Source organism: Pseudomonas sp. OTU750018 (assembly GCF_011636575.1).
GTDB classification, from domain to species: domain Bacteria; phylum Pseudomonadota; class Gammaproteobacteria; order Pseudomonadales; family Pseudomonadaceae; genus Aquipseudomonas; species Aquipseudomonas peli.
On record NZ_JAAPAU010000003.1, the window covers coordinates 505,042 to 518,214 of the forward strand.

Annotated in this window: 10 protein-coding genes; 9 read left to right on the plus strand and 1 reads right to left on the minus strand. The window is 61.2% G+C overall.

What is annotated here, in order from left to right; all coding sequences use genetic code 11:
* Positions 1-9 precede the first annotated feature (9 nt).
* A complete protein-coding gene (gene gbdR / locus HCI85_RS17940; RefSeq protein WP_167146687.1) occupies positions 10-1,113 on the plus strand; it encodes a choline metabolism transcriptional regulator GbdR in 1,104 nt (367 codons plus the stop codon).
* A 225-nt stretch (positions 1,114-1,338) separates the two neighbouring features.
* Here gbdR and gbcB read toward each other — a convergent pair whose 3' ends face one another.
* On the minus strand, positions 1,339-2,442 hold the full coding sequence (gene gbcB, locus HCI85_RS17945; RefSeq protein ID WP_167146690.1) for a glycine-betaine demethylase subunit GbcB: 1,104 nt from the start codon (positions 2,440-2,442) through the stop codon (positions 1,339-1,341).
* Between the two features lie 352 nt (positions 2,443-2,794).
* On the opposite strand from gbcB, the gene gbcA reads away from it, so the two are divergent.
* The 8 genes from gbcA to HCI85_RS17985 all read left to right on the plus strand — a co-directional run bounded on the left by gbcA (position 2,795) and on the right by HCI85_RS17985 (position 13,133).
* A complete protein-coding gene (gene gbcA, locus HCI85_RS17950) occupies positions 2,795-4,087 on the plus strand; it encodes a glycine-betaine demethylase subunit GbcA (RefSeq protein ID WP_167146693.1) in 1,293 nt (430 codons plus the stop codon).
* A gap of 865 nt (positions 4,088-4,952) precedes the next feature.
* Positions 4,953-5,930 (plus strand): dipeptidase, encoded by a 978-nt coding sequence (locus HCI85_RS17955; RefSeq protein ID WP_090254964.1) that lies wholly within the window; start codon positions 4,953-4,955, stop codon positions 5,928-5,930.
* 161 nt (positions 5,931-6,091) lie between these two features.
* The gene (locus tag HCI85_RS17960) at positions 6,092-6,622 is read left to right on the plus strand and encodes a DUF5943 domain-containing protein (protein WP_167146696.1); all 531 of its coding nucleotides are present in this window, start codon (positions 6,092-6,094) and stop codon (positions 6,620-6,622) included.
* Positions 6,623-6,637: 15 nt separating this feature from the next.
* Positions 6,638-8,698 (plus strand): dimethylglycine demethylation protein DgcA, encoded by a 2,061-nt coding sequence (gene dgcA / locus HCI85_RS17965; protein WP_160089618.1) that lies wholly within the window; start codon positions 6,638-6,640, stop codon positions 8,696-8,698.
* 104 nt (positions 8,699-8,802) lie between these two features.
* Positions 8,803-10,767, plus strand: a complete 1,965-nt coding sequence (dgcB, locus tag HCI85_RS17970; protein ID WP_167146699.1) for a dimethylglycine demethylation protein DgcB — start codon at positions 8,803-8,805, stop codon at positions 10,765-10,767.
* The gene (gene etfA / locus HCI85_RS17975; RefSeq protein WP_167146702.1) at positions 10,764-11,987 is read left to right on the plus strand and encodes an electron transfer flavoprotein subunit alpha; all 1,224 of its coding nucleotides are present in this window, start codon (positions 10,764-10,766) and stop codon (positions 11,985-11,987) included. The genes dgcB and etfA overlap by 4 nt, the downstream gene beginning before the upstream one ends.
* 95 nt (positions 11,988-12,082) lie before the next feature.
* Complete coding sequence (etfB, locus tag HCI85_RS17980) at positions 12,083-12,856, plus strand: electron transfer flavoprotein subunit beta (protein WP_167146705.1); 774 nt, start codon at positions 12,083-12,085, stop codon at positions 12,854-12,856.
* Between the two features lie 25 nt (positions 12,857-12,881).
* Positions 12,882-13,133, plus strand: a complete 252-nt coding sequence (locus HCI85_RS17985) for a hypothetical protein (protein ID WP_090254976.1) — start codon at positions 12,882-12,884, stop codon at positions 13,131-13,133.
* Positions 13,134-13,173 lie beyond the last annotated feature (40 nt).

A 13,173-nucleotide genomic window follows, 5' to 3' on the forward strand; every position in this document is an offset into this window, starting at 1 on the left:
GTTTACCTGATGTCACAGTTCACTCAAGGGGCACAACCCCAGAGCCGTGCTCCGCAGTCCATCGGCTTTCTCCTGCTCGACAACTTCACCTTGATTTCCCTGGCGTCTGCCGTCGAGCCGCTGCGCATGGCCAACCAGTTGTCCGGTAAGGAGTTGTACCGCTGGCACACCCTCAGCCAAAGCGGCCTGCCGGTTTGCGCCAGTGATGGCCTGCAGATCACCCCGGATGCCAGCCTGATTACGGCACCGCGCCTAGATGCAGTGATCGTCTGCGGCGGTGTGGACATTCAGCACAGCGTCACCCGTGAGCACGTGCAGTGGCTGCAAAGCCAGGCCCGCCATGGCGCTCAACTGGGTGCGGTGTGCACCGGTAGCTGGGCGCTGGCCAAGGCCGGGCTGCTCGATGGTTTTGATTGCAGCGTGCACTGGGAGTGCCTGGCCTCGATGCAGGAAGCCTTCCCTCGCGCAGCAGTCAGCACTCGCCTGTTCTCGATAGATCGCAATCGCCACACCAGCTCCGGCGGCACCGCGCCGATGGACATGATGCTGCATGTGATCGGCCGCGAGCATGGCCGCGAACTGGCAGCGGCAATTTCTGAAATGTTTATCTACGAGCGCATCCGTAACGAGCAGGATCACCAGCGCGTGCCGCTCAAGCACATGCTTGGCACCAACCAGCCGAAGCTGCAGGAGATCGTCGCGCTGATGGAAGCCAACCTGGAAGAGCCGATCGACCTCGATCAGCTGGCGCTGTATGTCGATGTCTCGCGTCGCCAGCTGGAGCGCCTGTTCCAGAAGTACCTGCACTGCTCGCCGTCGCGTTACTACCTCAAGCTGCGCCTGATTCGCGCCCGCCAGCTGCTCAAGCAGACCAGCATGTCGATTATCGAAGTGGCTTCTGTCTGCGGTTTTGTTTCCACCCCGCACTTCTCCAAGTGCTACCGCGAATACTTCGGCATCCCGCCGCGTGACGAGCGCGCGGGCCAGCAGGGCGGCAATGTGGTGGCGCTGCTGCCCATGCCGGAAGACCTCATGCGCCCATCACCATCCTCGGCCATGGCCGCGCTGACGCGGGCGCAGGGGGAGTCGACCTTCGCCAGTGTCAGGCTCTAAGCCTCGCTGAATAACCTGTAGGAGCCAGCTTGCTTGCGATGCTTTTGCTTGGCAGGGATCTGGCTCCTACACGCTTTGTGGGAGGCGCTTTAGCGGCGAGCTGTTAATCGCTTGTCGCGGCTGAAGCGGCGTGCCGCCCAGCCCTCCTACAAAACCAAAACGCCGCACTGGCCTTGAAGGCGAGTGCGGCGTTTTGCTGTGTGCGCGACGGTCGATACGCAGTGCTTAGTACTCGATTGCCACATCACCCTGCGGCACGCTGCAGCAGGACAGAATATAGCCCTCGGCGACATCTTCGTCGGTGATCCCGCCGTTGTGCTCCATGCTCACCTCGCCTGAGGTTTTCATTACCTTGCAGGTGCCGCAAATGCCCATGCCACAGGCTTTGGGGATATGCAGACCAAGCTTGGCTGCGGCAGCGTGTACGGTTTCGCCTGGGTCGACGCGGATGCTCTTGCCGGTGCTGGTGAATGCCACCTGATTCTGTTCGGCAGCCGGCACGGCGGGGGCTTCGGCGGCTTCGGCGGCGAGCTCCTTGGCTTCTTCACGGACATCCGCCGGCGTCGCGCCAAAGGACTCCTCGTGGTAGTGCTGCATGTCGAAGCCATTGCTTTCCAGCAGGCGTTTGACCGCATTCATGTACGGCGTCGGGCCGCAGCAGAAAATTTCCCGATCCAGATAGTCCGGGGCAATCAGCTCCAGCATCTTCTGGTTGAGGTAGCCGCGATAACCGGCCCAAGCCTCACCCAGCCCATGCTTCTCGCAAATCACATGCAGGCTGAAGTTGTTGATCCGCGCGGCCATATGCTCCAGCTCGCGGTGGTAGATGATGTCCTTCGGTGAGCGCGCGCTGTGCACAAACACCATGTCGACATTGGCGTTGGTGTCGTAAAACCAGCGCGCCATCGACATCACCGGCGTGATGCCGACGCCGCCGCTGAGGTAGAGCACCTTGTCGGCGGGAAAGTCGATGGCATTGAACAGCCCGACCGGGCCGTGAACCGGCAGCTCCTGGCCTTCCTGCAGGTTGTCATGCAACCAGTTGGAGACCTTGCCGCCAGGCACCCGCTTGATGGTGATGGAAAAGCTGTAGGGCACGGAAGGCGAGCTGGAGATGGTGTAGGAGCGCATCACCGGCTGGCCGTCGATTTCCAGTTCCAGGGTGACGAATTGTCCTGGTTTGAAGAAGTACAGCACCGGCTGATCGGCCATAAAGCAGAACGTGCGCACGTCCCAGGTTTCCTGGATGACTTTGACGCAACGTACCAGGTGGCGGCCGTTGCTCCAGGTCTGGGTGGTAATGGGGTTGAGGAAGTCGTTCGTCGTCATGGACGTCTCTCCGCGCGGCCGGGCATCGGCCTTGTATGGGGCGGATTGTGCGCACTGGCGGATGGGCTCATTTATCTGCCAGCGACATTTACATGCTTATCGCGACCTGCCGCGCAGGCCTTGGTTTGCCGCGTCGGAAACGGATGTGACCATGTCGTCCATAGACAAGGTTTGGCCCACGCTCAGCGCCACACTCGCAGCCAGCCGAAGCAAAAAGGTCACGAGCGAATTCCTCTTTCATCCAGTCGCCATCGGCGGGCGTAGAACGGGGCAATGACGCCACCTTGCGTGATACCGACTAGCCACTTTATTGCGGCAACTCGCCGAGCGAGTCGCCATTGAGGAGTTACCGATGGACGTCACTTCCACCCTGAGCCTGGGCGATCCGCTGGAGCCTGCACGCAAGGCCACCGCCGAGATGCTGCAAAGCCGCGAGCGCACCTTTTCGTTGCCGCAGCCGTTCTACAACGACGAGCGCCTGTTCAAGATCGACATGCAGGAGATCTTCCACAAGGAATGGCTGATTGCCGGCATGACCTGTGAGATCCCGGCCAAGGGTAACTACCTCACCCTACAGATCGGCGATAACCCGATCATGGTGATTCGCGGGGCTGATGGCGTGGTGCATGCCTTCCATAACGTCTGCCGTCACCGGGGTTCGCGCCTGTGCACCAGTGACAAAGGTAAGGTGGCCAAGCTGGTGTGCCCTTATCACCAGTGGACCTACGAACTCGACGGTCGCCTGCTGTTTGCTGGCACTGAAATGGGCGCGGATTTCGACCTCAAGGACTACAGCCTTAAACCGGTCAACTGCAAAGTGGCAGGTGGTTACATCTTTATTTCCCTGGCGGAAAACCCACCGGCCATTGATGAGTTCCTCAGTACGCTGGCTCATTACATGGAGCCGTACGACATGGAAAACACCAAGGTGGCCGTGCAAACCACCTTGATGGAAAAGGCCAACTGGAAGCTGGTGCTGGAGAACAACCGCGAGTGCTACCACTGCAACGGTTCGCACCCCGAGCTGCTCAATACCCTGCTGGAGTGGGATGATGTTACCGACCCGCGCGCCACCCAGGCGTTCAAGGATCAGGTGGCGGAGTGCACGGGTCGCTGGGACAAAGACAATATTCCCTACGCCCATGCCAGCTTTGGTCTGCGCAACCGCATCGTGCGCATGCCGCTGCTCAAGGGCACTGTGTCCATGACTATGGACGGCAAGCAGGGCTGCAAGAAACTCATGGGCCGTATCACCGATCCTGACTTGGGCTCGATGCGCATCCTGCACCTGCCGCACTCGTGGAACCACTGCATGGGCGATCACATGATTGTCTTCACCGTGTGGCCGATCAGTGCCCAGGAAACCATGGTCACCACCAAATGGCTGGTGCACAAGGATGCCGTGGAAGGCGTCGACTACGACGTCGCGCGCTTGCGTCAGGTGTGGGACGCCACCAATGATCAGGACCGCCGTCTGGCCGAAGAAAACCAGCGCGGCATCAACTCGACCGCTTATCAGCCCGGCCCGTACTCGAAAACCTACGAGTTTGGCGTGGTCAACTTTATCGACTGGTATAGCGAGCGTCTGCTCAACAACCTCGGCGCCGCGCCTGCGCCCTACCTGAAAGGGGTTGCCGCCGAGTAACGGAGCTGGCGGGTTGGTCGCCCGCCGTAACGGCTCCACACTCAGGCCTTCATGGCCACTTTGCTGCCCGCAGTCTGCTGCGGGCATTTTTTTAGCCCCGCCAATGTGCGCCATTACCTGCGCACAAGTGTTACCGCTCAGCCAGCAACGGGAACACAAACGAGTAGCAGCACCCCAGAATGGTGACTGCTTGTGTCAGTCAGGCTGCCTGGTATTTTCATATGCTATTGATTTATAAGTGATTTTTAAAGTTGGCACGCTGAGTGCTTTATTTCCTGCACAAAAACAATAACAAGCATCAGCAGAACTATCGTACCGACTCAAGGCACAACAAAAACAAGAGTACCCACGAGTCGCAAACAGATTTTTTTGGAAAGGGTATGTGATTCGGGTTTTCCCGCAACTAGGCCGAAAAGAATAAAACTACCTTGAGGTAGCTCGGTGTGCCGGTTGGATCATTGCAGGGGTTTTGGCAATGGCGATTGCTGTATCAGTAACCAAAAAAATACGTTTGCCCTTGGTTCCACTTGGAATCACCGAAAGCGATGACGCAACAGACAGCGATAAAACAACAATAACAGTCGCCAAATAATAAAAATAAAGCACACACCCAATTAGAGGGGAGCCTAGGCTCCCCTTTGTGCTTTCTGCGGTTTCGTTTTTCTTCCCCTCGCGACCTTTCCGCACGCCCGGCAATGCAGCCGGGTGGCCGCTCACTCGGTGGCTTATCCATAGGCGACCCGGCTTTGACGCTTTCGGCAATACCCCAGTCGTTTTTGCACCGGGTCGCCCGAGCCCCCAGGGATATGCTCAGTCCAAAGCGCCAACAACGGGTTTGGCGACACCGCTAAAAGGGGACTGCCTGATGAGCCCAGCCGAATTACACGCCGACAGCATCGTTATTGACGGGCTGATAATCGCCAAGTGGAACCGCGAACTGTTCGAAGACATGCGCAAAGGCGGCCTGACCGCCGCCAACTGCACCGTATCGGTGTGGGAAGGCTTCCAGGCGACGGTGAACAACATCGCCGCCAGCCAGAAGCTGATCCGCGAGAACAGCGACCTGGTGATGCCCGTACGCACCACCGCCGACATTCGCACCGCCAAGGCGCAGGGCAAGACCGGCATCCTTTTCGGCTTCCAGAATGCCCATGCGTTTGAAGATCAGATCGGCTATGTCGAGGTGTTCAAGCAGCTCGGCGTGGGCATTGTGCAGATGTGCTACAACACCCAGAACCTGGTCGGCACCGGCTGCTATGAGCGTGACGGCGGGCTGTCCGGCTTCGGCCGCGAGATCGTTGCCGAGATGAACCGCGTCGGCATCATGTGCGACCTCTCCCATGTAGGTTCGAAGACCAGCGAAGAAGTCATTCTCGAATCGAAAAAACCGGTCACCTATTCCCACTGCCTGCCGTCGGGGCTGAAAGAGCATCCGCGCAACAAGTCCGATGCCGAGCTGAAATTTATTGCCGATCACGGCGGCTTTGTCGGCGTGACCATGTTCGCGCCATTCCTGGCCAAAGGCATCGACTCGACCATCGACGATTACGCCGAAGCCATCGAATACGTGATGAACATCGTTGGTGAAGACGCCATCGGCATCGGCACCGACTTCACCCAGGGCCACGGCCAGGACTTCTTCGAGTACCTGACCCACGACAAGGGCTACGCCCGCCGCCTTACCAGCTTCGGCAAGATCATCAACCCGCTGGGCATCCGCACCGTCGGCGAATTCCCCAACCTCACCGAGACCCTGCTCAAACGCGGCCATTCCGAGCGTGTGGTGCGCAAGATCATGGGCGAGAACTGGGTACGGGTTCTGGCCGACGTCTGGGGCGAGTGATGAATACCTCCGGAGCCTACTGCGCCCACCGATAGCTGCGTCGCGTCCTCGCGACAAGCTCGCCGTACATGCGTACTGCTCTCGCTTGTCGCTGCGGCTCCACAGGCATTCATCGGCACCTTTCAAATACGCAAGACAACGAATTCTGGAGCACTGAACACATGGCCACCCACGCACCCGAAATGCCTATCCAGGTCGACGACGAAACCGGCGTCTGGACCACTGACGCGCTGCCGATGCTCTATGTGCCGCGGCATTTCTTCGTCAACAACCATATCGGTATCGAAGAGGTACTGGGCGCTGAGGCTTACGCCGAGATTCTCTACAAAGCCGGCTACAAGTCTGCCTGGCACTGGTGCGAGAAAGAGGCCGAGTGCCATGGCCTGTCTGGCGTAGCGGTGTTCGAACATTACATGAAGCGCCTGTCGCAACGCGGCTGGGGGCTGTTCGAGATTGAAGCCATCGACCTGGCCGCTGGCACCGCCTCGGTAAAGCTCAAGCATTCGGCCTTCGTGTACGTCTACGGCAAGTGCGGGCGCAAGGTCGACTACATGTTCACCGGCTGGTTTGCCGGCGCCATGGATCAGATTCTTCAGGCCCAGGGCAGCACACTGCACACCGTGGCCGAGCAGGTCTATGGCGGTTCCGAAGAGGGCCACGATGATGGCCTGTTTATCGTCAAGCCGCGCTAAGTCGAGGATCGAGTCATGGCTTTCGAAGCAATGTTCCAGCCGATCCAAATCGGCAAGCTGACTATTCGTAACCGCATCGTGTCCACCGCGCACGCCGAGGTCATGGCCACCGACGGCGGCATGACCACTGAGCGTTACGTTAAGTATTACGAAGAGAAGGCCAAGGGTGGCGTCGGCCTGGCGATCTGCGGTGGCTCCTCGGTGGTCTCCATCGACAGCCCGCACGGCTGGTGGAGCTCGGTGAACCTGTCGACTGACCGGATCATTCCGCACTTCCAGAACCTGGCGGATGCCATGCATAAGCATGGCGCCAAGATCATGATCCAGATTACCCACATGGGCCGTCGCTCGCGCTGGGATGGCTTCGACTGGCCGACCCTGATGTCGCCGTCCGGTATCCGCGAACCGGTACACCGCGCCACCTGCAAGACCATCGAGCCGGAGGAAATGTGGCGTGTCATCGGTGACTTCGCCAAGGCGGCGGCCCGGGCCAAAGCCGGCGGCCTGGACGGCGTCGAGCTGTCGGCCGTGCACCAGCACATGATCGACCAGTTCTGGTCGCCTCGGGTCAACAAGCGCACTGACGAGTGGGGCGGCACCTTTGAAGGCCGGATGAAGTTCGGCCTGGAAGTGATCAAAGCGGTGCGCGCCGAGGTCGGTCCCGATTTCTGCGTGGGCCTGCGTATCTCCGGTGACGAGTTCCACCCGGACGGCCTGTCCCACGAGGACATGAAGCAGATCGCCGCCTATTACGATGCCACCGGCCTGATCGACTTTATCGGCGTGGTTGGCTCTGGTGCCGACACCCACAACACCCTGGCCAACGTTATCCCCAACATGAGTTACCCGCCGGAGCCGTTTCTGCACCTGGCCGCCGGGATCAAGGAAGTGGTCAAGGTGCCGGTGCTGCACGCGCAGAACATCAAAGACCCGAACCAAGCCACGCGCATCCTCGAAGGCGGCTACGTCGACATGGTCGGCATGACCCGCGCGCACATCGCTGACCCGCACCTGATCGCCAAGATCAAGATGGGCCAGGTCGACCAGATCAAGCAGTGCGTCGGTGCCAACTATTGCATCGACCGCCAGTATCAAGGTCTGGATGTGCTGTGCATCCAGAACGCCGCGACCAGCCGCGAATACATGGGCCTGCCGCATATCATCGAGAAAACCAGCGGACCGAAGCGCAAGGTGGTGATTGTTGGCGGTGGCCCGGCCGGGATGGAAGCGGCGCGCGTGGCTGCCGAGCGTGGCCACGATGTGACCCTGTTCGAGAAGAAAGACAGCCTCGGCGGGCAAATCACTTTAGCCGCCAAGGCACCGCAGCGCGACCAGATGGCCGGCATTACCCGTTGGTTCCAGCTGGAGTTGGCCCGCCTGAATATCGACCTGCGCCTGGGTACTGGTGCTGATGAAGCGAGCATCCTCGACCTGCGCCCAGACATCGTCGTGCTGGCCAACGGCGGTCACCCGTTTATCGAGCAAAACGAACATTGGGGCGCCGCCGAAGGCCTGGTTGTGAGCAGCTGGGACGTCCTCGATGGCACCGTTGCACCGGGCAATAACGTGCTGGTGTACGACACCATTTGCGAATTCGGCGGCATGTCGGTGGCCGACTTTATCGCCGAGAAGGGCGCCAAGGTGGAGATCGTCACCGACGACATCAAGCCGGGTGTAGCCATGGGCGGCACCACGTTCCCGACTTACTACCGCAGCATGTACCCGAAAGAAGTGATCATGACCGGCGACATGATGCTGGAGAAGGTCTACCGCGAAGGCGACAAGCTGGTGGCGGTGCTGGAGAACGAATACACCGGCGCGAAAGAGGAGCGGGTGGTCGATCAGGTGGTTGTGGAAAACGGCGTGCGTCCCGATGAGCGCCTGTACTACGCGCTCAAGGAAGGCTCGCGCAACAAGGGCCAGATCGATGTGGAAGCGCTGTTCGCGATCAAACCGCAGCCTTGTTTAGCTGAGAAGGGTGACGGCTATCTGCTGTTCCGTATCGGCGACTGCGTAGCCCAGCGCAACACCCATGCAGCGATCTATGACGCGCTGCGGTTGTGCAAGGATTTCTGAGCCCAGCACAACATCGATGGTTTGACCCGGTCTAGCTCCCTCTCCCTCTTGGGGAGAGGGGACTGAAATGCATCATCCCCTGACATTGGCGGTGGGAGCCTCACATGTTGAACACCCTACTCCCCATTCTGCTTTTCGCCGCCCTCGGCCTGGCCGTGCTCGGCGCCGGCAAGCGCTTCTTGATGTGGCGCCGCGGTCGGGCTTCGAAAGTCGACTGGCTCGGCGGGCTGCTGGCCATACCGCGGCGTTATATGGTCGATCTGCACCATGTGGTGGCGCGCGACAAATATATCGCCAACACCCACGTCGCCACGGCCGGCGGCTTTGTCTTGGCCGCGGTGCTGGCGATTCTGGTGCATGGTTTTGGCCTGCAGAATCGCATCCTCGGCTTTGCCCTGTTAGGTGCCACCGCGTTGATGTTTGTCGGCGCGCTGTTTGTCGCCAAACGCCGTCTCGATCCGCCGGCGCGGCTGTCGAAAGGCCCGTGGATGCGCCTGCCGAAAAGCCTGCTGATGTTTGCCGCCAGCTTCTTTATCGCCACCTTGCCGGTGGCCGGCGTTCTGCCTGCAGACTTTGGTGGCTGGGTGCTCGCGGTGATTCTGCTGGTAGGCATCGCTTGGGGCGTGTCCGAGTTGTTCTTCGGCATGACCTGGGGCGGGCCGATGAAGCACGCCTTCGCCGGCGCCCTGCACCTGGCCTGGCACCGCCGCAGCGAGCGCTTCGCTGGCGGTCGTTCGACCGGGCTGAAAGCGCTAAACCTGGATGACTCGAAAGCCCCGCTGGGCGTGGAAAAACCCACAGACTTCACCTGGAACCAGCTGCTCGGCTTCGATGCCTGCGTGCAGTGCGGCAAGTGCGAGGCGGCCTGCCCGGCCTTCGCCGCCGGCCAGCCGCTCAACCCGAAGAAGCTGATTCAGGACATGGTGGTCGGCCTGGCTGGTGGCACCGATGCCAACTTTGCCGGTTCGCCTTACCCAGGAAAACCAGTTGGCGAACACGGCGGTGGCCCACACTTGCCTATCGTCAATCTAAATGGCAAGGCGCTGGTCGATGCCGAAACGCTGTGGTCGTGCACCACCTGCCGCGCCTGCGTTGAGGAGTGCCCGATGATGATCGAGCACGTCGATGCCATCGTCGATATGCGCCGCCATCTCACGCTGGAGAAAGGCGCTACGCCGAATAAGGGCGCAGAGGTGCTGGACAACCTGATCGCCACCGACAACCCCGGCGGTTTCGCACCGGGTGGCCGGTTGAACTGGGCGGCGGATCTCAACCTGCCGCTGATGAGTGACAAGCAAAATGTGGATGTGCTGTTCTGGGTCGGCGACGGTGCCTTCGATATGCGCAATCAGCGCACCCTGCGCGCCTTTGTCAAAGTGCTGAAAGCCGCCAAGGTCGACTTCGCTGTGCTCGGCCTGGAAGAGCGCGACAGCGGCGACGTGGCCCGCCGTCTCGGCGACGAGGCTACTTTCCAGCTGCTGGCCAAACGCAATATCGCCACCCTGGCTAAGTATCAGTTCAAACGCATCGTCACCTGCGACCCGCACAGTTTCCATGTACTGAAAAACGAATACGGCGAGCTGGGCGGTCGCTATTCGGTGCTGCACCACAGCACCTATATGGATGAACTGATCAGCGGCCAGAAACTCAACCTCGGCCAGCACAAAGGCGGCTCGGTCACCTACCACGACCCGTGCTACCTGGGCCGCTACAACGGTGAGTACGAAGCGCCGCGCAATGTGCTGAATGCCATCGGCATTGAGGTGAAGGAAATGCAGCGCTCGGGCTTCCGTTCCCGTTGCTGCGGCGGTGGCGGCGGCGCGCCGATCACCGATATCCCCGGCAAGCAGCGCATCCCCGACATGCGCATGGTCGATATCAAGGAAACCGCGGCCGAGCTGGTCGCCGTGGGTTGCCCGCAGTGCACCGCGATGCTCGAAGGCGTGGTCGGTCCGCGTCCGGAGGTCAAGGATATTGCCGAGCTGGTGGCCGATGTATTGATCGAGGGCGTGGTCGAGGTGAAGAAGCCTGCATCCGTCCCGCGTGAAGCAGCTGAGGTAAGCCCATGAGCGACATCATCCGCCGCGACCCACGGGCCGAATGGATTGCCCGCAACCGCCTGCACCCGCTGCATGCCGCCGCACAGCCGGTGATGGCCAGCTGGCTCAGCGCCGCTGGAGTGCTGCGTAAGAACCCGCATGCCGTGGGCTTTATCGGCCCCAATGGCCTCAAACGTATTGATCGTTCCGGCGCGCAGCAAGGTGGCGCGGCCAAGCGCTCGACGGCCAGCGCCGTGGTGCAGTTGCCGCTGCATGTGATCGAGCAACCGGCATTCTATATCGCCGTGGTGCCGGATATGGTCGGCGGCCGCCTGAGTGCCCACGACAAGGACCTGCTCGGCCTGGCGCACAAGCTCGCGGGTAGCGACGGCGCGGTGGTTGCGGTGATCTTTGGTGAACACAAGGAAAGCGCCTTTGACTGCAACGGCGTCGACCGTCTGCTGCAGTTCGATGGCGAAGGTTTCGACGGCTACGCCCCGGAAGCGCGAGTGCTGGCCCTCGGCGCAGTAGAAAGACAACTGACGCCGCGCCACTGGTTGCTGCCCGACAGCCGCAGCGGTGGTGGTGAATTGGGCCGACGTCTGGCCGCCAAGCTTGGCGAGCGCCCGGCCACGCGGGTTTGGCAAGTTGCCGATGGCATGGCCAGCGGGCGTGCGGGTGCAGGGCGGGAAGACCTGGTGCAAGCAGCGCCACGCCTGATTCTGGCGGCGGTGGAATGCGCCGAACCGGTCAGCGAAACCCGTCATGAAGTACGGCCGCTGGCGCTGAGTGAAGCACTGGTCAGCCATTTGCTACGGATTCAGGATTTGGGCGCGGTGGCAGTCGACCCGGCGCAGATCCCCATGGCCGAGGCCGAATTTATTCTCTCTGGCGGCAACGGCGTGAAGGATTGGGCGCTGTTCCATCAGGCCGCTGCGGCGCTGGGTGCCACCGAAGGTGCCTCACGAGTGGCAGTGGACGATGGCTTTATGGGCCGCGAACGCCAGGTCGGCGCGTCCGGCATCTGGGTTACCGCGCGGGTGTATGTGGCGGTGGGGATTAGCGGGGCGATCCAGCATCTGCAAGGCATCGGTGCCTGCGACAAAGTGGTGGCGATCAACCTCGACCCGACCTGCGACATGATCAAACGCGCTGATCTTTCGGTAATCGGTGAGTCCGCTGCGATCTTGCAAGCGCTGATCGAGCGGGTCGCCGCCCATCGGCAGGGAGCAGAACGTGATGCTGCCTAAGCAAACTGCAGGGTGGGTGACGCTTCATCCATCCACCAACGCTCACACCGCCATGGCGGAAGAAAACAGCGTCTTCCTCCCTACGGAGCTGCGCCATGACTGATTTGCAGGTAGTTACGCTGGTTTCCGTAGGCGCTCACCCGACCTCAGGTCGGCCACGCCGCGCCGAGCAGGACGCTCGTGCGGTCGAGCTGGGGCTGCGTCTGGCCGGTGAGCGGTTGCAGGTGCTGCATGCCGGCGATCCTCAGCAGGAAGCATTGCGCGCTTATCTGGGCATGGGCCTTGCGCAGATCAAGATTCTCGAACAACCGGCGCACAGCGATGCGCTGCCGGTGCTGGCCGAGTACCTGGCCGACTCCAGTGCGCAGCTGGTGTTGACCGGCAGTCAGGCGGAAACCGGTGAAGGCTCGGGCATGCTGCCTTATCTGTTGGCGGAACAGCTTGGCTGGCCGCTGGTGGTCGGGCTGGCGGCGGTGGAGCAGGTCAGTAATGGTGTGGCCCAGGTGCTGCAAGCCCTGCCGCGCGGCCAGCGCCGGCGCCTGCAGGTGCGTCTGCCGTTTGTCGCCAGCGTGGATAACGCAGCGCCTACCGCCCGGCAAAGCGCCTTCGGCCCGGCACGCCGTGGCCTGCTGACGGGCGAAGAGGTGGAGTTGGTTGCCGATCCACTGTTTGCTAGCGCGCAGCTGCAACCGGCTAAACCCCGGCCCAAACGCCTTAAAGTAATCAAGGCCAAAACCGGCGCGGAACGGATGAAGGCCGCCACGGCCAAAGCGTCTGGCGGCGGTGGGCAAGTGCTTAAGGATGTCTCGCCGCAAGCGGGTGCGGAGGCTATCTTCAAACTGTTACTGGAAGAAGGCGTGCTGCGCTAGCACGCCACCATTGGAGGAATTGACCATGATGCACGCCGACCTGATCGATCAGGAGGACCTACGCGAACGGCTGGTGGCGCTAGGGTTGTCGATTCCACCCGGGGTCACTGCCGAGCAGGCGTGCGAACATGCCGTCAGCGGCCTGAGCCCGGAGCGCGCGCTGGCCCTGCGGCGTCTGGTGGAGGAGTTGCTCGGTGGCAGCGCGACGCTGTTGCCGAATGTGCGCGAGGCGATCTCGCGCACCTTGCTGCCGGCGCTGGTTCCCCGTCCTTCCTGATGGTTGGGGCTGATGCAGGCGTCAGTGGCCGCCTGCATCA

Excerpts from the sequence above, each read along its gene's own strand:
- HCI85_RS17955 (WP_090254964.1), top strand. The coding sequence starts at position 4,953 with ATGAGCCCAGCCGAATTACACGCCGACAGCATCGTTATTGACGGGCTG.
- HCI85_RS17960 (WP_167146696.1), top strand. The coding sequence starts at position 6,092 with ATGGCCACCCACGCACCCGAAATGCCTATCCAGGTCGACGACGAAACC.
- etfA (WP_167146702.1), top strand. The coding sequence starts at position 10,764 with ATGAGCGACATCATCCGCCGCGACCCACGGGCCGAATGGATTGCCCGC.
- dgcB (WP_167146699.1), top strand. The coding sequence starts at position 8,803 with ATGTTGAACACCCTACTCCCCATTCTGCTTTTCGCCGCCCTCGGCCTG.
- gbcB (WP_167146690.1), bottom strand. The coding sequence starts at position 2,442 with ATGACGACGAACGACTTCCTCAACCCCATTACCACCCAGACCTGGAGC.
- HCI85_RS17985 (WP_090254976.1), top strand. The coding sequence starts at position 12,882 with ATGATGCACGCCGACCTGATCGATCAGGAGGACCTACGCGAACGGCTG.
- gbcA (WP_167146693.1), top strand. The coding sequence starts at position 2,795 with ATGGACGTCACTTCCACCCTGAGCCTGGGCGATCCGCTGGAGCCTGCA.
- etfB (WP_167146705.1), top strand. The coding sequence starts at position 12,083 with ATGACTGATTTGCAGGTAGTTACGCTGGTTTCCGTAGGCGCTCACCCG.
- gbdR (WP_167146687.1), top strand. The coding sequence starts at position 10 with ATGTCACAGTTCACTCAAGGGGCACAACCCCAGAGCCGTGCTCCGCAG.
- dgcA (WP_160089618.1), top strand. The coding sequence starts at position 6,638 with ATGGCTTTCGAAGCAATGTTCCAGCCGATCCAAATCGGCAAGCTGACT.